17 protein-coding genes are annotated in these 17,706 nt (G+C 71.8%); 8 read left to right on the forward strand and 9 right to left on the reverse strand.

Features of this window, described 5'->3' with window-relative positions; translation table 11 throughout:
- The first annotated feature begins 108 nt into the window (after window positions 1-108).
- From Afe05nite_RS35805 to paaE, 6 genes are read left to right on the forward strand one after another with little or no spacing between them, the layout of a single operon-like run.
- Window positions 109-984, forward strand: coding sequence for a 3-hydroxyacyl-CoA dehydrogenase family protein (locus tag Afe05nite_RS35805; RefSeq protein ID WP_275407536.1), 876 nt, complete (start codon window positions 109-111; stop codon window positions 982-984).
- Window positions 981-2,024: a 1,2-phenylacetyl-CoA epoxidase subunit PaaA gene (gene paaA / locus Afe05nite_RS35810; protein ID WP_438869462.1), complete on the forward strand. Its 1,044-nt coding sequence runs from the start codon at window positions 981-983 to the stop codon at window positions 2,022-2,024. Before Afe05nite_RS35805 ends, paaA begins: the two co-directional genes overlap by 4 nt.
- Window positions 2,021-2,317 (forward strand): 1,2-phenylacetyl-CoA epoxidase subunit PaaB, encoded by a 297-nt coding sequence (gene paaB / locus Afe05nite_RS35815; protein ID WP_203821735.1) that lies wholly within the window; start codon window positions 2,021-2,023, stop codon window positions 2,315-2,317. Before paaA ends, paaB begins: the two co-directional genes overlap by 4 nt.
- Window positions 2,318-2,326: 9 nt before the next feature.
- Window positions 2,327-3,199: a 1,2-phenylacetyl-CoA epoxidase subunit PaaC gene (gene paaC, locus Afe05nite_RS35820; RefSeq protein WP_203821736.1), complete on the forward strand. Its 873-nt coding sequence runs from the start codon at window positions 2,327-2,329 to the stop codon at window positions 3,197-3,199.
- Window positions 3,193-3,684 (forward strand): 1,2-phenylacetyl-CoA epoxidase subunit PaaD, encoded by a 492-nt coding sequence (gene paaD, locus Afe05nite_RS35825; RefSeq protein ID WP_438869464.1) that lies wholly within the window; start codon window positions 3,193-3,195, stop codon window positions 3,682-3,684. Before paaC ends, paaD begins: the two co-directional genes overlap by 7 nt.
- Window position 3,685: 1 nt before the next feature.
- Window positions 3,686-4,741: a 1,2-phenylacetyl-CoA epoxidase subunit PaaE gene (gene paaE, locus Afe05nite_RS35830; RefSeq protein ID WP_203821738.1), complete on the forward strand. Its 1,056-nt coding sequence runs from the start codon at window positions 3,686-3,688 to the stop codon at window positions 4,739-4,741.
- On the opposite strand, the gene Afe05nite_RS35835 is transcribed toward paaE, so the two are convergent.
- From Afe05nite_RS35835 to Afe05nite_RS35845, 3 genes are all read right to left on the reverse strand, one after another.
- On the reverse strand, window positions 4,725-5,396 hold the full coding sequence (locus tag Afe05nite_RS35835) for a TIGR03089 family protein (protein ID WP_203821739.1): 672 nt from the start codon (window positions 5,394-5,396) through the stop codon (window positions 4,725-4,727). The genes paaE and Afe05nite_RS35835 overlap by 17 nt on opposite strands.
- Before the next feature lie 23 nt (window positions 5,397-5,419).
- Window positions 5,420-5,701, reverse strand: coding sequence for a peptidoglycan-binding protein (locus Afe05nite_RS35840; protein ID WP_203821740.1), 282 nt, complete (start codon window positions 5,699-5,701; stop codon window positions 5,420-5,422).
- A 99-nt stretch (window positions 5,702-5,800) separates the two neighbouring features.
- The gene (locus Afe05nite_RS35845; protein WP_203821741.1) at window positions 5,801-6,274 is read right to left on the reverse strand and encodes a DUF732 domain-containing protein; all 474 of its coding nucleotides are present in this window, start codon (window positions 6,272-6,274) and stop codon (window positions 5,801-5,803) included.
- Between the two features lie 520 nt (window positions 6,275-6,794).
- Between Afe05nite_RS35845 and Afe05nite_RS35850 the strand changes: the two genes are divergently transcribed.
- Window positions 6,795-7,727 (forward strand): S1C family serine protease, encoded by a 933-nt coding sequence (locus Afe05nite_RS35850; RefSeq protein ID WP_239118449.1) that lies wholly within the window; start codon window positions 6,795-6,797, stop codon window positions 7,725-7,727.
- On the opposite strand, the gene Afe05nite_RS35855 is transcribed toward Afe05nite_RS35850, so the two are convergent.
- The 3 genes from Afe05nite_RS35855 to Afe05nite_RS35865 all read right to left on the reverse strand — a co-directional run bounded on the left by Afe05nite_RS35855 (window position 7,720) and on the right by Afe05nite_RS35865 (window position 13,821).
- Window positions 7,720-9,204, reverse strand: a complete 1,485-nt coding sequence (locus Afe05nite_RS35855; protein WP_203821742.1) for an FAD-dependent monooxygenase — start codon at window positions 9,202-9,204, stop codon at window positions 7,720-7,722. The two genes, Afe05nite_RS35850 and Afe05nite_RS35855, sit on opposite strands and share 8 nt — an antisense overlap.
- Before the next feature lie 105 nt (window positions 9,205-9,309).
- Window positions 9,310-9,924 (reverse strand): acyl-CoA-like ligand-binding transcription factor, encoded by a 615-nt coding sequence (locus tag Afe05nite_RS35860; protein ID WP_203821743.1) that lies wholly within the window; start codon window positions 9,922-9,924, stop codon window positions 9,310-9,312.
- Between the two features lie 414 nt (window positions 9,925-10,338).
- A complete protein-coding gene (locus Afe05nite_RS35865; protein ID WP_203821744.1) occupies window positions 10,339-13,821 on the reverse strand; it encodes an ATP-binding cassette domain-containing protein in 3,483 nt (1,160 codons plus the stop codon).
- A gap of 114 nt (window positions 13,822-13,935) precedes the next feature.
- Between Afe05nite_RS35865 and Afe05nite_RS44215 the strand changes: the two genes are divergently transcribed.
- On the forward strand, window positions 13,936-15,066 hold the full coding sequence (locus Afe05nite_RS44215) for an aminoglycoside phosphotransferase family protein (RefSeq protein ID WP_239118450.1): 1,131 nt from the start codon (window positions 13,936-13,938) through the stop codon (window positions 15,064-15,066).
- 39 nt (window positions 15,067-15,105) lie between these two features.
- Here the strand turns inward: Afe05nite_RS44215 and Afe05nite_RS35880 are convergent, their stop codons facing one another.
- From Afe05nite_RS35880 to Afe05nite_RS35890, 3 genes are read right to left on the reverse strand one after another with little or no spacing between them, the layout of a single operon-like run.
- The gene (locus Afe05nite_RS35880; RefSeq protein ID WP_203821745.1) at window positions 15,106-16,287 is read right to left on the reverse strand and encodes a metallophosphoesterase; all 1,182 of its coding nucleotides are present in this window, start codon (window positions 16,285-16,287) and stop codon (window positions 15,106-15,108) included.
- 16 nt (window positions 16,288-16,303) lie between these two features.
- Window positions 16,304-16,990 (reverse strand): nucleoside/nucleotide kinase family protein, encoded by a 687-nt coding sequence (locus Afe05nite_RS35885; RefSeq protein WP_203821746.1) that lies wholly within the window; start codon window positions 16,988-16,990, stop codon window positions 16,304-16,306.
- A 38-nt stretch (window positions 16,991-17,028) separates the two neighbouring features.
- Window positions 17,029-17,700, reverse strand: coding sequence for a hypothetical protein (locus tag Afe05nite_RS35890; RefSeq protein WP_203821747.1), 672 nt, complete (start codon window positions 17,698-17,700; stop codon window positions 17,029-17,031).
- Between the last annotated feature and the right edge of the window lie 6 nt (window positions 17,701-17,706).

Raw genomic sequence — 17,706 nt, forward strand, 5'->3', positions numbered from 1 at the left:
CCTTGCGCGTGCGAGCCTTGCGCGTGCGAGTGCTGGCCCTGCGGGCGCGAGTGAGCGCGCGGGTGCGAGCATCGCAGGCCCTATGGGTGCGAGCGTCGGAGGCCGGCTGTGAGTTCGGTGCTCGGGGCCGGTGTGCCCAAGACGGTCGGGGTCATCGGGGGCGGGCGGATGGGGGCCGGCATCGCCCAGGTCTTCGCGGTGGCCGGGGCCGTCGTCTGCCTGGCCGAGCGGGATCCGGCGGCCGCCAAGGCGTCCCGTGATCGGGTGGCCATGGGGCTGCTTCGGGCAGTGGAGAAGGGCAAGCTCACCGAGTCGGCTGATGCCGTGCTCGAGCGGCTCCTGATCGTCGACGACGTCGCGGCCCTGCCGCCCGGGGCCGAGTTGGTGGTCGAAGCGGTTCCCGAGGATGCCGCCCTCAAGGTGCGGGTGCTCACGGCGGCCGAGCACGTGGTCGGTGAACAGACCGTGCTGGCGACCAACACCAGCTCGCTCTCCGTCGCGGGGATCGCCGAAGGGCTGCGGCGCCCAGGGCGGTTCCTCGGCATGCATTTCTTCAACCCCGTTCCGGCGAGCAGCCTCGTCGAGGTGGTGGTGGCCCCGCAGACCACCGACGACGTCCGGGAGGCCGCGCGGTCCTGGGTCGCCGGGCTCGGCAAGACCGAGGTCGTCGTGCGGGACTCGCCCGGTTTCGCCACCAGTCGGCTCGGCGTGCTGCTCGGCCTCGAGGCGATCCGGATGCTCGAGGAGGGCGTGGCCGCCGCTGCGTCCATCGACCGGGCCATGGAGCTGGGCTATCGGCATCCGATCGGGCCGCTGCGCTCGACCGACCTGGTCGGGCTGGACGTGCGGCTCGCGATCGCCGAGCATCTGCACGCCGAGCTCGGTGACCGGTTCGCCCCGCCGCGGCTGCTGCGCGACAAGGTGGACCGCGGGGAGCTGGGCCGCAAGACCGGACAGGGCTTCTTCACCTGGGACGCATCATGAGCGGCGGCCGGATCGGCGAGCGGGAAGCGGCGAGCAGCCGGACCGGCGAAGGGCAAGCGACGAGCGGCAGGAACGGCGAGCGGCGGGAGCCGGACGGCGAGGCTGGAGGGGTCATGGACGGTGCGCAGGTGTTCGAGGAGACCATCGCGAAGGATCAGCGGGTCGAGCCGCGTGACTGGATGCCCGAGGGCTATCGCAAGACGATGATCCGGCAGATCGCGCAGCACGCGCACTCCGAGATCATCGGCATGCAACCGGAAGGTGCCTGGATCACCCGGGCACCGTCGTTGCGGCGCAAGGCGATCCTGCTCGCCAAGGTGCAGGACGAGGCCGGCCACGGCCTCTATCTCTACTCGGCGGCGGAGACGCTCGGTGCCGACCGGGGCGACCTCACCCGGCGTCTGATCGAGGGCCGGCAGAAGTACTCGTCGATCTTCAACTATCCGACGTTGACGTTCGCCGACGTCGGTGTGATCGGCTGGCTCGTGGACGGTGCGGCCATCTGCAACCAGGTGCCGCTCTGCCGCAGCTCGTACGGGCCGTACGCGCGCGCCATGATCCGCATCTGCAAGGAGGAGTCCTTCCATCAGCGGCAGGGCTACGAGCTGCTGGCGACCATGATGCGCGGCACCGCGGCTCAGCGGGAGATGGTGCAGGACGCGACGAACCGCTGGTGGTGGCCGTCGCTGATGATGTTCGGTCCGCCCGACAAGGATTCGCCCAACAGTGCCCAGTCGATGGCCTGGAAGATCAAGCGGCACAGCAACGACGACCTGCGGCAGCGGTTCGTCGACATGTCCGTCCCGCAGGCCGAGGCGCTCGGCGTGACGCTGCCCGACCCGGCGCTGCGCTGGAACGCCGAACGTGATCACTACGACTTCGGCGAGATCGACTGGGACGAGTTCAAGCGGGTCATCGCCGGGTCCGGGCCGATGAACGCGGAACGCCTCGCCCACCGGCGGCGGGCCGACGAGGACGGCGCCTGGGTGCGCGAAGCCGCCGCGGCACACGCGGCCAAACGGGCGGGAGCGCCGGCATGAGCGACGACATCAAACACGAGTGGCCGCTGTTCGAGGTGTTCGTGCGGGCCAAGCGCGGCCTCAACCACGTGCACGTCGGCTCGCTGCGGGCGGCCGACCACGAGATGGCGCTGCACCACGCCCGCGATCTCTACACCCGGCGTAACGAGGGTGTCAGCATCTGGGTGGTCCGCTCCGACGACGTGGTTTCCTCCGGGCCGGACGACAAGGACGCATTCTTCGCGCCCAGCGGCGACAAGGTCTACCGCCACCCGACGTACTACTCCATTCCCGACTCAGTACCGCACATCTGAGGCCGCCCGATGTCCTTCGACGACGCCTACGAGGCGCTCACCGACCATGACGACGACACCCGGTGGGCGTACGGGACGGGGTTCTCCGACCCGCTCGCCGGGGTGCCCACCGCGGTGCCCGACGGCGTGGACCCCGCCGACCTGGTCGCGTACTGCCTGATGCTCGGCGACGACGCCCTGGTGATGTCGCACCGGCTGCAGCAATGGGTGACCCGGGCGCCGGAGCTCGAGGACGAGATGGCGCTCGCCAACATCGGCCTCGACCTGCTCGGCCAGGCACGCCTGCTGCTCACCCGGGCCGGCGAGGTGGAGGGCACCGGCCGTGACGAGGACGCGCTGGCCTACCTCCGGGAGCCGGCCGCGTTCCGCCACGTACGCCTGGCCGAACGGCTCGACGACGACTTCGCCCACCTCATCGCCCGCCTGCTGGTGTTCTCGACGTGGCGGCTGGCCCTGCTGGACCGGCTGACCACCTCCCGCGACCCGATCCTGGCCGCGATCGGCGCCAAGGGCGTCAAGGAGGCGACCTACCACCGGGAGTACGCGGCGGGCTGGGTCGTCCGGCTGGGCGACGGCACCGACGTGTCGCACACCCGCATGCGGGCCGCCGTCGACGGGGTCGAGCCGCTGGCCGGGGAGCTGTTCGAGCCCCATCAGGTCGAGCTCCGGCTGGCCGCGGCCGGGGTCGGGGTCGACCCGGCCACGCTGCGCACCGAGTACGACGACGTGCTCGCCGAGGTGCACCGGGTCGCGACCCTTCCGCCGCCACCCCCGCTGCAGGAGGGGACGGGCGGCCGGGACGGCGTCCACGGGCCGGAGCTGGTCGAGATCCTCACCGAGATGCAAGAGCTGGCCCGCGCCAACCCGGGCGGTGTGTGGTGAATGCCGCCACCGTGGCCGGCTCGGTCGTGGACCCGGAGCTGCCGTTCGTGACGCTCGCCGATCTCGGCATCGTGCGCGACGTGCGGGAGGGTGCCGACGGGATCGTCGTGACGATCACGCCCACCTACACCGGTTGCCCGGCCATGGAGGCCATCCGCGACGACATCGTGCGGGCGCTCGACGAGGCCGGGTTCGGGCGCGCGCACGTGCGTACCGTGCTGTCGCCGGCCTGGACGACCGACTGGATCAGCGAAAGCGGCAAAGCCAAGCTTGCCGCCGCCGGGATCGCGCCGCCCGGCGCGGCGCCGCGGCGCACCGGCGGGCCGGTGCCGCTGGTGCTCGGCGGTCGCTCGGCCGCGGTCACCTGCCCGCACTGCGGGCACGGCGAGACCGAGCAGCTGGCCGCGTTCTCCGCCACCGCCTGCAAGGACCTGCGGCGATGCCCCGCCTGCCGGGAACCGTTCGAGCACGTGAAGGAGATCTGACGTGGTCGTCCGGGACTTCCACCCGCTGCGCGTGGCCGACATCGAGCGGCTCTGCGACGACGCGGTCGCGGTGACCTTCGAGGTGCCGGGGGAGCTGGCACCGCTGTACGCGTTCCGGGCCGGGCAGTCGCTCACCGTCCGCCGGCCGGGGGGCACCGACGAGCGCCGCAGCTATTCGATCTGCGCGCCGCAGGGAGCCCGGCCGCGGATCGGGGTCCGCGAGGTGCCGGGCGGGGTCGTGTCGGCGTGGCTGGTGCGGGAACTGCGGGTGGGTGACCAGGTCGAGGTCGCGCCGCCGACCGGCAGCTTCACGCCCGACCTCGACGCCGGTGGCCGGCACGTGATGATCGCGGCCGGTTCCGGGATCACGCCGGTGCTGTCGATCGCCGCCTCGCTGCTGCGCAACCCGAAGGCCCAGGTCAGCATTCTTTACGGGAACCGGCGGGCCGACACCGTGATGTTCGCGGAGGAGCTGGCCGACCTCAAGGACAGTCATCCGTCGCGTCTGGAGCTGGTGCATCTGCTGTCGCGGGAGGCGCGGGAGGTCGAACTGCTGAGCGGGCGGATCGACGCGGCCAAGCTCCGTGAGCTGCTTCCGTTGCTCATCGACGTGGGCGGCGTCGAGCACTGGTGGTTGTGCGGGCCGTTCGGGATGGTCACCGACGCCCTCGACGTGCTCACCGAAGCGGGGGTCGAGCCGGGTCGGATCCATCGGGAACTGTTCTGGGTGGACGAGGCCCCGCCGCAGCCCCGGCGCGACGAGGCCCGGCCGGCCGGGCCGGTGAGCGAGGTGACGGTGATTCTCGACGGGCGGTCCACCACCGTCCCGGTCGCCGACGGCGACACCGTGCTGGACGGCGCCCAGCGGGCCCGGCCCGACCTGCCGTTCGCCTGCAAGGGCGGGGTCTGCGGGACCTGCCGTGGGCGGGTCCTCGAGGGCGAGGTCGAGATGCGGCGCAACTTCGCGCTGGAACCCAAGGAGGTGGCCGAAGGCTTCGTGCTGACCTGCCAGTCGACGCCGGTCACGCCGGCACTCGTCGTCACATTCGACGAGTGACGCCCTCCTCGGCCATCCGGGCGTCCAGCCGGGAGTCGTCGAGGTTGGCGCACAACACGATCGACGCACCCGCCGTCAGCGGAGTCAGCAGCCACCTCAGCGGTTGCTCGGAGGACTCCGCCCGGATCAGCACCCGGTCGGCGGCGCCGAGTCCGTGCATCTCGGCGAGCTCGGCCGCGATCACCGCGTATTCCCCGATGCCGGCCTCGACCCATGACGCCGGCGGCGCCGCGCCCAGATAGGGACGCACCTCCGTCGCGAAGTCGCGATAGCCCGCGGGGACCTCCGCGGCCGCCGCTCCCGCCGGGGCCAGGCCCAGCACGAACTGGTGCCGGCCCGCGGGCACGTCGTCGAGCCAGTTGCCGACCCGCCGGTGCTCCACGAACGTGGCGTCGACGGCGTCGCCGGCCGGCTCGAGACCGGCCGTCGCCCAGGCGCGGTAGGACACCTCGAGGCCGGCCGACCACGCCCCCAGCAGCACCGCCGCGGTCTGCCAGTGCGGTGGCAGCAGGACCGCCACCCGGCTGCCCGGCCCGAGGCCGCAACCCTCGGTGAGCAGCGCCGCGGTCGCCGCCGACCAGCCCCCCAGCTCCGCCGCCGACAGGCCGAAACGCTCACCGGTCGCGTCGTCGTAATAGGTCAGCAGTTGGCGCATGCACTGCACCTTAACGACACCGGTCAGGCCGCCAGGTCGAGGTGACGCTCGCGCCTCTGGTTCGCATAACGGACAAGCAGGTGCACGGTGTGCGGTCCGGCGACGCCGTCGATCTGCAGACCGACCCGGTCCTGGAATGCCCGCACCACGTCGGCCAACTCCTCGTCACCGGCACCGATCGTCACGTCGAGATCGGCGAACAACTCACGCACCGTCGCCGGGTCGGCCGGCGGTGGCGCGTCGGACCACCCGAACAGGCCGCCGACGGCGGTGCCGACCGTGCTGAGCATTCCTCGTGCTGACATGTCTGCCTCCTGCCGGGACCCTGGGGAGCGGGTATCTCAAGAATCGGCGGCGCGGCTGTGCGGCACATCGGACCTAGGTCCCGAGAAACTGAGACCTACTCAGACTTTCGGCCTAGTACCGCAGACCGTGTCGCCGGCCAGCGAGACGAGTTTGCGCGCATCGGCCGACGTCACACCGTGCTCGCTGAGCTCGCGAGCAACAGTGGTCTTGCTCCGACCGGCGGAAAGCCCGTCGCAGGCGGTCTCGCCGAGCTCCTCCACCTCCTCCTCCCTTCGGTCGAGGGCGACCGTGGGCACCTGCGTCCGCACTGCCGCCAGGAAGCGGTCCAGGCCGGCGTTTCCGCCGGCGGCCACCGGTGGCTCGGCCGCTCGCTTCGCCTGCGGCGAGCGCGACGGCCGCGTCGTCTCCCGCACTGACGGTGACGGCGTCTCGGTCACTTGTGGTACGGGTGGGGCGGCCTGCTCCGACGGTACGGCCACGACCGTGGTCCGCCCGGTCTCCGTTTCCGGCTCCGGCGAGGAGCACCCGGCCAGCGCCGTGATCAACCCGAGCGCGACGACAACTCGCCTCATCGAGATCCCTTCCCCTCGTCGACGAGCGGACCGGACGGCGCGCGCCCCAGGGCGATCGGCGCCCACCCGATCGACCCACCCGGTGCTCGCCCGGCGAACGGCGGCCACGCACGCCACCGCGGCCCGGTTTGCGGCTCGGGTTGCGGCCTGGTTCGCGACTCGGGTCCGGGGGAGCGGTCCGCGGCTCGGTGAATGATCGGCGCCGGCTGTGTGGCGGCTGTCAATGCCAAGGCCGGCACGAGCCAGCTCTCCGCCGCCGGACCCGCGGGGGGAAGCGGCCTACCCGGCGGTCGGGAGCGGGGCGCCAGGGGCACCGGAATCATCGTGAAACGGGCTGAAGACACCCGAAGAGGGTAGAAGTCGGGCGTCGGTCCGCGTGGCGCCGCGCCCACCGGCGGGTGGTGACGAGACCCGGTCGGGTGAGCGGCGGCATTCAGCGAAGACACAGACGCCTCATCGGATTCGAACATCTTTCCGGGCAACTGTTGACGCATCAGCCCGAACGAAGCGAGGCGTCGCCATGACCGATCTGATGAGCCGGCCCGACAACTACCACGGCGCCCACGGCGCTCACGACGACGGTGATCAGCACGACGACCACGTGACCCCGCCGCCCGCGCCGCCGGCACCCCCGTACGTCATGCCGCCCGCGGGTGGGCCGCGTCGATGGCCGCGTCGGGTTGCCGGTGGGGCCGCTGTGCTCGCGCTCGTGGCCGGTGGCGGCACCGCCGGCGGCGTGCTCGCCGAGCGTTACCTGGCCGACCACCCGACCGCGGCCGACACCACGAGCAGCAGCACGGTGGCCACCCAGACGACGAACTCGTCGGCCGAAACCACCGAGAACGCGAGTCTGGCCCCGGTCGTGAAGGCGGTGCAGCCGAGCGTCGTGACGGTGATGGTGGACGGCAGCCGATCCTCGTCGATCGGCTCCGGCGTGGTCATCCGGTCGGACGGCCTGATCCTCACCAACAACCACGTGATCGAGGAGGACGGCACCGTGAGCGTGCGGCTGTCGACCGGCCGGACGGTGCCGGCCGAGGTCGTCGCCACCGACACCACCAACGACCTCGCCCTCGTGCAGGCGACCGGGCTGTCCGGGCTGACCCCGGTCACCTTCGCGACCGACAACTCGGTCGTGGTCGGGGACACGGTGCTGGCCTTCGGCGCGCCGCTCGGCCTGGAGAACACGGTCACCTCCGGCATCGTGTCGGCGCTGGACCGCAGCGTCGACACCGGCACCGAGAAGCTGTCCGGCCTGATCCAGACCGACGCGGCGATCAACCAGGGCAACTCCGGTGGCGCCCTGGTCGACACGTCCGGCCACGTGATCGGCATCAACGTGGCGATCGCCACCGCCAGTCAGACCAGCTCGGGCAGCATCGGCGTCGGCTTCGCGATCCCGGCCGGCACCGTCACCAAGGTGATCACCCTGCTGGAGAGCCAGATCAAGTGAGCGCCGGGGCGCCGAACCACCGGGTGAGGGCGTCGGTCAAGGTGCCGGCGTCGCCCGGCTGCCAGGCGACGTAGTTGTCGGGGCGCACCAGCATCACCGGTGCGCCGGCGACCGGCGCGGAGACGACGTCGACCCGGTCCCGCCAGGGCGCGACGGTGCCGGCGAGCGCTCCGGTGTCGTCGACCAGCAGCGGACGGCCCGAGCGGGTGGCCGGGCCGGGATCCGGGGCGAACCGGCCGGTGCCCGCCGAGGGGCCGGCGCCCATGTCGTACTCGATGTCGGAACCGGCGATGAGCGAGGCGATGAGCTGGAGCACCGAGGGTTGCTCCAGCAGCTCTCCGAAGAGGGTGCGCAAGGCGGTCACCTCCGGCCCGGGGCCGACGAGCGCGCGCTGGGCGAGTGTGTGCATGGTGACGCGGTCGCCGGCGGGGCGACGCTCCGTCTCGTAGGTGTCGAGCAAGCCCCGCGGGGCCCAGCCGTGCACGGTCGCGGCGAGTTTCCAGCCGAGGTTCACCGCGTCCTGCAGGCCGAGGTTCAGACCGGGGCCGCCCATCGCCGAGTGCACGTGCGCGGCGTCACCGACCAGCAGGATCCGGCCGTCGCGGTAACGCTCCGCCAGTCGGGTATTGCCGCCGTGCAGCCGCCGCAGCAGGTGCGGTCCGTCGCCCGTCGGCTCGGTGAGCTGGACCTCCGCTCCGCCGGTCACGTGGGTGAAGGCGGCCTGGAGCTCGGCGATTGTCAGGTCTTGCGCCGGGGCGGGGACATCCTGGGTGTTCACACTCAGCAGCGTCCGGCCGTCCGGGAACGGAGCGTAGGCGATGAGACCTCGCTCGGTGCGATGGTGCAGGAAGGGCGGGATCACGCCGTAGCCGGGCACGCGAAGACCGCCGGTGGCCGCATCGCGGAACTCGGCCGGAACGGTGACGTGCGCGGTGCGACTGATCGTGGTGTCGGTCGTGACGCCTGGAAACCCGATGCCGGCGAGCTTGCGGGTCATGCTCCGGCCGCCGTCGGCACCCACCAGATAACGCGCCTCGATCTGATAACCGCCGTCCGGACCTTCGACGTCGACCAGAACGTGGTCGTCTTTCTGCTCGAGTCCGACGAGCTCGTGCCCGCCGCGAATGGTCACGCCTAATTCGGCGGCCCGCTCGGCGAGCATTTTCTCGATTTCCCGCTGCGGCACCAGCACGGCATGGACGGGATTCTCGGCAAGCCGCCGAAGGGGCAGTGGAAAAGCACCGAAAACGAATTGTGGCACCGGCGCCGGCCGTACCGCGCCGCCGGTGAGCCGGGCGTAGAGCCCTCGTCTGTCGAGCAGGCGAACCACCTGGCCGACTATGCCGTTGGCCCGCTGCTCGCCGGACGGCTCGGTGCGGCGTTCCAGTACCAGCGGTCGCACCCCGGCGAGCGCCAATTCGCAGGCGAGCATGAGTCCATTGGGTCCGGCCCCGGAAATGACAACGGCAAAAGACATGGAGACCCCTTTTATCGTACGCGTGAAGAAGCCGACAAACGCAGCATCGATCGCCCCGTCTTTATCGGAAAAGGCGGGTGGTGCGCATCTCGATGGGGTGCGGGACTAACTCGGTGGCGGCAGACCGGAGCTCACCTGACGCAGGGCCTCGGTGGTGAGGGCCAGGATGTCGGACTTGCCGGAGAACAGCGAATAGTGGGAATGGTTGGCCACGTTGTGGGCGGCCAGAACCGTGGCGGCGACCAGGTTCGGATACATGTCCGTGGCCGCGTCCGTGCCGGTGCGCTCGGCCACCGCCGCGGCCAGCGTGGACTCCGCCCGGGCAGCGGCCCGCAGCGATTCGGCCTGGATGGCCGGCACTGTGAGCATCAGTTCCAGGCCGGCGGCCCACACCTCGCGATCGGGGCGGGGCTGGGAGGTCACCTCGGGCCCGGGTATGAGCTGCTCGAGAACCGCCGCGGTGATCGCGTCCCACAACGGTTCGCCGGCCGGACGCGCACGCAGCGCCTCGGCGATGTGCATGCAGCGGTCGAGATGTCGCGACGCGACCGCCTCGGCCTTGCTGCCGAAGTAGTTGTTGAACGTGCGGGGCGAGACACCGGCTTCGGCGGCGATATCTTCGACCAGCACCTTGTCGTAGCCCCGCTCCACGATCAGCCGAACGGCCGCCCACCCGAGCGCCGCCCGCGTGGCAACCTTCTTCTGCTCCCGGAGCCCCACGCCGCCACGCTACCAAAACATGCGTGCCCCGCAAAGATGCGTGCCCCGCAAAATCGGGTGGCAGTTTCGGGAGGATCGATCTCGCCCGGCCGAACCAGGGCTCGGAGTTCCAGCCACGCGGAGCGCCGCCTGCCGGTTCGCCGCGGCCTGCCGGCTACCCCGGCGCCACCGATTGACCGCCGTCAGGCGCGCGGCCGTGACGCACTGACCGCCGTCCGCCGTCCGCCGTCGAGATCCGGGCGGGAGGTAGTGGCGCCGAGGGCCGGGCGTTCGGTGCCGTGCCGTGGGAGGTCGTCCCGGCGGGAGGTGGGTGCCCGGTACCGGTGGTCGTCGCGGCGGTGGGAGGTTACGGCGGCGGGCGCGGGGCAAGGGTTGTCGGTGGCGCCGGATCGGGGGATTCGGCGCCACCGAGGGTCAGCCGGCCAGGTGGCTCCAGCGGGCTTCGAGTTCGCGCCACGTGCCCTGGTCCTCGACCCGGCCGCCGATCAGGACCACGACCTTGTCGGCCTGGGTGAGGGCGGCGCGCTTCGAGGTAGAGCCGACCACGGTGACGCCGTGCTCGCGCAGTGCCCGCCACAGTTCCAGCTCCGTCGTCACGTCCAGGGCGGACGAGACGTCGTCGGCGATCAGCAGCTCGGTACGCGGCGCCAGGGCCCGGGCCAGCGCCAGCCGCTGCAGCTGACCGCCGGACAGCCGGGTTCCCTTGTGACCGATCAGCAGGTGCAGGCCCCCGCCGGCGGCGGTCAGGTCGTGCTCCAGTTGGGCCGTGGACACGGCGTCGGCCGCGTCGAGCTCGTGACCGAGCTGGATGTTGTCGGCGACCGTGCCGGACAGCACCCGGGGGAGCTGAGCGACGTAGCCGACCTGGTTGGGCCGCAGGAACACCTCCGGCTCGTCGACCGATTTGTCGTTCCAGCGAAGTTCGCCGGTGTGGTGCACGATGCCGGCGAGCGCCCGCAACAGCGACGACTTGCCGGCGCCGACCGGGCCGACCACCAGGACCAACTGCCCCCGGTCGACGGTCAGATCGACGTCCTGCGCGCCCACCTTGCCGTTCTCGTGCACCGCGCTGAAGTGACGCAGTTCGAGCCGGCGCAGCGGGCTGCGTTCGGCGGTCGGCGGGGCCGGCGCCGTGCCTTCCGAGATGTCGACGCCCGGAACGTCGGCCGTGTACTCGGCCGTCCCGGACATGGCAACCGTGCGGCGCGTCCACACCCGGGCGGACGGGAACTGGGACACCAGCGACGCCGTGGTCCACGCGAACCAGCGAGCCGCGCCCAGGGTGGCCACGGCGATGAGGGTGGCTGCCGACGACAGGTTGCCGCTCAGGTAGAGCCCCCACGCGGCGATCGGCAGCAGACCGCTCACGATCGACGGCGTCGACCGGGCCCATACCTGGATCGAGATCTCGCGGCGCTGCCGGTCGCTGCGCACCGTGTCGAGGTCGGCCAGATGCGCCAGCACCGGCCCGGTCGCGCCGGCCAGCTTCACCGTGCGGGCCGCCGACAAGGACGACACCAGCGAGGTGGCGAACGCCGCCCGGGCCGCCACCGTGCGCCGGGCCGCCCGCTCCAGCCGGGGCCCGAACAGGGTCGCGGCCAGCCCGGAGATCACCATCGTGCCGAGGAAGAACAGACCCGGCACGATCGACTGCGACGCGGCCGTCATCACCACGATGAGGACGAGACTCGTCACGTTGTCGATCAGGTTGTCGGCGAGCTGGACCACCCGCTCGGTGTCACCGCCCTGGGCGACGACCTCGGCCGGCGTGTGCTTGCTGACCCGGCGCGGGCCGATCTGGCCGTGCACCAGGCGCAGGCTGATCCGCAGCATCTGCCGCACCCACCACTCCGGGAACCAGGCCCCGGTGTAGTAGAGCGTCGGGATGGCCACCAGCAGTCCGGTCGCGATGCCGATCGCCGGGTACATCGGGTTGCCGACCCCGTCGACCACGTCGGACCACAGCAGCGGCAGGATCGGCCCGTCGAGGCCCAACGCCATGAGCACGATGAACAGCGCCACCGCACCCAGACCGAACCTGGCGTCGTTGGTCGCCAGTCGCACGATCTCGCGCATGGTGCGAGCCGCCGGCTCCGCCGGCAGCGGTGGTGGCTCGACCTCGGGCAGCGTGTTGGCAAGCGCCTCGGCGCCCAACTCCACCCGCACGGCGGTGTCCCAGTCGCGCTCCTCGACGGCGACCCCGCCGCTGCCCGCCGAAACGGCCGGAACGGTCAGATTGCTCGACGCCATCAGCTCGGCGAAACGGCGCGACTCGCGCAGCGGTCCGGCCTCCAGCACCACGCCGTCGGCCAGCACGATCACCTCGTCGCACCGCTGCACCGAGGACAGCCGGTGCGCCACGATCACGCCGATGCGCCCCTGGAGCAGCCGGTCGGTGGCCCGCTGCACCCACGTCTCGGTGACCGGGTCCATCCGCGCGGTGGCCTCGTCGAGGATCACCACGTGCGGGTCACGAACCAGGATGCGCGCGAACGCGACCAGCTGTTCCTGGCCCGCCGACAACTTGTAGCCGCCGTCGCCGAGCTTGGTGTCGATGCCCTCGGGCAGGCTCGACGCCCACGGGGTCAGTCCCAGCTCGTCGAGCGCGCCGGCCGCCTTCGGCAGCAGCTCCTTGTCGAACAGCGCGATGTTCTCGGCCAACGTGCCGGCGAGGATCTCGGTGCGTTGCGGGACGATCGCCGTCCACCGCCGCAGCCCCTCGACGTCGAGGTCGTCGAGGTCGGTGTCGCCGAGGAACACGGTGCCGCGCGGCACGTCGACCGCCCTGGTCAGGATCTTGGCGAGGGTCGACTTGCCGGAGCCGGTGCGGCCGATCAACGCGTACGACCGGCCGCGGGCGAACGTCAGATTGACATCGCGCAGTGCCGGCGGCCGGCCGCTGTCCGACTCGCCGTAACGGAAGGTCAGGTCGCGGACGGTCAGGTCGCCGTCGACCGGTGGCAGGCCGCCCTTCGGCTCCTGCGGGACGTCCTGCAGCAGCTGCACCCGGCTCCAGGCGCCAAGCGCGTTCTGCAGCTCGGGCACCATGCGGGTGACGTGCTCCAGGGTGCCGCCGAAACCCAGCGCCAGCAGCCACACCGCGGTCAGTCGGGCACCGGAGATGTGCCCGGCGAGCAGGGCCCAGGCACCACCGACGACAAGGACCGCGATCAGCGTACGGGTGATCGTGCCGGCGCCCATCGTGATGCGCGACGACGACTTCCACACCAGGCGGCCGCGGCGCAGCACCTCACGGGACCGCTGCGCGTAGAGCCGCCGGACGTACGGCGCGGCCAGGCTCGTGCGCACGTCGTCCTGTCCGTGGATCGACTCCTCCATCACCGCGGCCAGGTCGGACCAGGCCTCCTCCTCGCTGATCCGCAGCGGGGACAGGCGCTGGACCGGTTTGTTCATGGTCAGGTAGAGCAGGATCGACACGAACACCATGGCGATGCCGGCCGGCCACCACGCGAAGAACGCGGTCACGACCGACAGCGCGGCCACAGCCATCGACTGGATGATCCGCACGCCGGCGCCGCGCAGATCGGAGGCGACCTGGTAGACGTCGGAATCGATCCGGTCGAGCAGCTCACCGACCGGGGTGTTCTCCAGCGTCGGCAGGTCCTGCCCGAAGGCGACCCGGTTGAGGCCGCGGCGCACCCGGGCCGCCCAGTCGGCGGTCAGGCCGGCGGTGATGAGGCCGACCACGACCTCGGTCAGCACGGACGCGACGAGCGCGGCCGCGAGCAGCCCGAACAGCGGGATCGAGCGGTTGACCAGCACGGCGCCGGCCAGCCCGAGCGCGCCGGCCTGCCCGGCCGCACCGATCAGGATCAGCAGGCCCACCAGGCCTGTGCGGCGCCGGGAAGTGGCCCACAGGTCGCGGAGCAAGCGCATGGAACACCCCTGGGGCTAGACGAACAGACGGTCTTACCATCCTGCGGATCGGCCGCAGACCTTTCAACGCAATTACCTGGCTGCCGAATATCAGCTGTGTCACTATCGGCCCCCGTGAGAGATCTTCCGGCGGCCGTCCGCGCCAAAGCCCGCGCCGCCGGCGCCCACGCCTGGCTCGAGAACCTGCCCCGCCTGGTCGGTGACCTCTGCGCGGAGTGGGGCTTGCGGCCGGGCGGTGCGTTCGGCGACGCAACCGAGGCGTACGTCATGGAAGTGACCCGCAGCGACGGCACGCCCGCCGTCCTCAAACTGATGTTGCCGCGTGGCCGCGCGGCAACTCACGAGATCACCGTCCTGCAGCTGGCGGCGGGTGCGGGATGCGCCCGTCTTCTCGACTGCGACGAGAGCCGGGGAGCCCTGCTTCTGGAGCGGCTCGGGCCCGCGATGTCGGAGCTGGATCTCCCGCAGCCGCATCGCCTGGCGATCCTCACCGACCTGGCCTCGGCCCTGTGGCGCCCGGTCACCCCGGACGAATCGGCACCCGGGATCGCGGACCTGCCCAGCGGCCGGTCGAAGGCGCTCCACCTCGCTCGTGATATCCCGGCGAAGTGGTCGGAACTCGGCGAACCGTGCACCCGCCGGGCGGTCGACCAGGCGGTCGCGGCGGCGAGGAACCGCGCGCGTGCCTGGGATCCGGGTCGAGCCGTGCTCGCGCACGGCGACGTGCATCAGTGGAACGCGTTGCAGGTGATCGACGAAGCTCAGGTGTCCGGGTCATGGCCTGAACCTAGGCCTGGGGTACGACATTTTCCGGACCCGGCGCCCGGAGCTCAAGGACCGGGGTCACCCGATGAGCCTAGCCTCCTAGGATGGCAGCCGGAGGGTGTGGCCGGCCACGGCCGCGAGCACCACGAAGGACGCGACGACGCGGGGGAAATGCGCGGCGAAGGGTGGACAAGCGCGGGCTGGGCGAGGTTCAAGCTGGTCGATCCGGACGGGCTTGTCGTGGAGCCGGAGTATGACCTCGGGGTGCTCATGCGGGAGGACCCGGTGGAGCTGATGACGGGGGATCCGTGGGAGCGGGCGCGCCGGCTGGCCGCGCGGACCGGGACCGATCCGGTGGCGGTCTGGGAGTGGGGCCTGGTCGAGCGGGTGTCCACCGGGCTGGTGTTGACCGTGGCAGGAGTTCAGCCGGTGGCCGGGCAGATGCTGGCGGCGGCTGACGAGATCAGCCGCCGCTCATGACGCCGGCGGCCAGGACGAAGGGGGTCAGCGCAAAGCGGGTCAGCCGGCTTTGAGGGTCAGCAGGGTGATCTCGCTCGGGGCGAAGACGCGGAACGGCGGGCCCCAGAAGCCGGTGCCGCGGCTCGTGTAGAGCTGGGTGCGCTCGGAATGGCGGGACAGGCCCTGCAGGACCGGCTGGTCGACGCGCACCAGGTAGTGGAAGGGCCAGATCTGGCCGCCGTGGGTGTGGCCGGAGATCTGCAGGTCGACGCCGTGGGCGACGGCGCCGCCGATCTGCGCCGGCTGGTGGGCCAGCAGCAGGATGGGCAGGGCCGGGTCGGCGCCCGCCAGCGCCGCCGCGTGGTCGGCGTGGTGGCCGGGCACGCCGGAGCCGGCCGCGGTGCGGTCGTCGACGCCCGCGATCACCAGGGAGTCGCCGCCGCGGGTGACCACCAGGTGCCGGTTGTGCAGGGCTTCCCAGCCCAGGGAGGCCATGTGTTCGACCCAGCGCTGGGCGCCGCTGAAGTATTCGTGGTTGCCGGTGACGTAGACGCGGGCCAGCGAGGCCCGGATGTCGCCGAGCGGGGCGGCCTGTTCCCGGCGCTGGGCGACCTCGCCGTCGGCGATGTCGCCGGTGTGCGCGACGACCTCGGGGTCGAGGGCGTTGACCACCTCGGTGACCCCGCGCGACCAGCGGGCCCGGTCGAGCGGGCCGTAGTGCGTGTCGGTGATCAGGACCAGGCGGAGGCCGTCGAGACCGGCGCCCAGTCGAGGAATGGTCACGTCCACTCGGCGCACGCGGGGCACGCGCCTGGCTTCCGCGTACCCCCAGATCAGCAGGACCAGCGCGATCAGGGTGACCGAGGCGGTGGCGATGCGATAGCGAGCCGGGTCGTCGACGCCGGCCAGCCATAGCACCAGGGTGAGGAGCCGGCCGAGGATCGACCAGACGAAGAGGACCCAGACGATGCCGAGCATGGTGTCGGCGATCTTGGCTGGTACGTCGTGGTGGTGACGGCCGTGCCCGCTGAACATCAGGGCCGGGAAGGCCAGCGCGGCCACGGCGAACACGATCGTGCCGAGCACCACGACGGGAGTCGGCCAGTGGTTGCCGGACATGATCAGCGTCCACCACGGGACGCCGAAGAGCAGTAGCAGGACGACCGCGACGATCAGCCCGAAGCGAGCTGCTCGCCCACCTCGACGACGCGGTTCGGTTTCGACCTCTTCACCCACGGACACGCCTGAAGCATGCCACTCACGCGGGCGGCCTGCCGATGCGGTGGAGCAGGTCGGCCGGAACCAGCAGGTCGGCGCGGTCGCGGGTGGCGGCGATGGTGGCCGCGTTGAGTTCGTCGGTGCCGGTGGCCCACTCGATCGCGACCGGTTCCGGCTTGCCGAAGCGGATGTGCCGGGAGATCAGGCGGTCCAGCCGGGTGCGCTGGTCGAGGTCGGCGAACCAGACCTCGGAGAGCAACGGCCGGACGGTACGCCACTTCGGGGTGTCCAGGAGCAGGTAGTTTCCCTCGCTGACGATCAGCCGGGCCGCTCGCTGGATCGGGATGGCGCCGGCGATCGGTTGTTCGATGACGCGCTCGAAGCCGGGCGCGTAGATGTCCTCGTCCTCGTCCTCGTCCTCGTGCAGGCGGCGGAGCAGGGCGGCGTAGCCGAGCGCGTCGAACGTGTCGGGGGCACCCTTGCGGTCGCGCAGGCCCAGGCGTTCGAGCTCGACGTCGGCGAGGTGGTAGCCGTCCATCGGGACGTGCGCTACCCAGGTGTTCGCCATGAGGCCGGCGGGTGGCGCCGGGGCGAGCGCGGCGATCAGTTCTACGGCGAGGGTGGTCTTGCCGGCGGCGGGCGGGCCGGCGATGCCGAGCACCGCGCGCCGACCGTCGGCGACCAGGGCCCGGGCCCGATCAGCAAGCGCATCGAACGTGAGGCTCATGGACCGAACGGTACCGGCCGGGCGGCGCGGCGGACGGCTCAGCCGGGGGTCGCCGCGGTGGTCAGGCCCATCCGGAGGCCGGCTACGCCCGCGGGCGACAGCGGCCGGGCGGTGGCTCGGCTCAGCTCCTCGCGGACGTGCGGTGGCAGTTCGTCGGCGAGGGTGCGCAGGCGGGGGTAGAGGTCGAGGACGTCCCGGTGGGTCAGTGCGCCGACGCCGATGAGCAGGCCGTTCACCGAGCCGGCGTCGCGGGCCAGTTCGGCGCAGAGCTCGAGGCGCCAGATCGGGTCGTGGACGTGCGAGGCGAACTCGCGGGCGATGCGGTTGCCGGCGGGGGAGGCGACCTCGAGGCGGGCGTGCCGGCCGGAGCGGGCCAGGACGGGGGCGAGGCGGCAGGCGATACCGAGGATGCGGGCCAGTTCGGGGACCGTGAGGACTTCCAGGCCGAGTGAGCAGGTGGCGCAGAGGCGCTGGTAGGTGCGGGCGTGCACGACCGAGGCGGGGCGTGGGCAGTCACCCAGCGGTCCGCAGAGGCGATCCAGGATGATCTCGGCGAGGGTGCCCTCGTGGTCGAAGCGGCCGACGCCGAAGTAGGCGGCGGGGCGGCTTCGATAGTGGGCGAGGGCGGTGCGGGCGCTGACGTAGCCGTCGGGCTCGACGCCGATGCGGGGGACGCCGTTCTCGGTGTGCAGTTGAATCAGTCGGAACATCCTGCC

This window comes from Paractinoplanes ferrugineus (assembly GCF_016862195.1).
Classification (GTDB): domain Bacteria; phylum Actinomycetota; class Actinomycetes; order Mycobacteriales; family Micromonosporaceae; genus Actinoplanes; species Actinoplanes ferrugineus.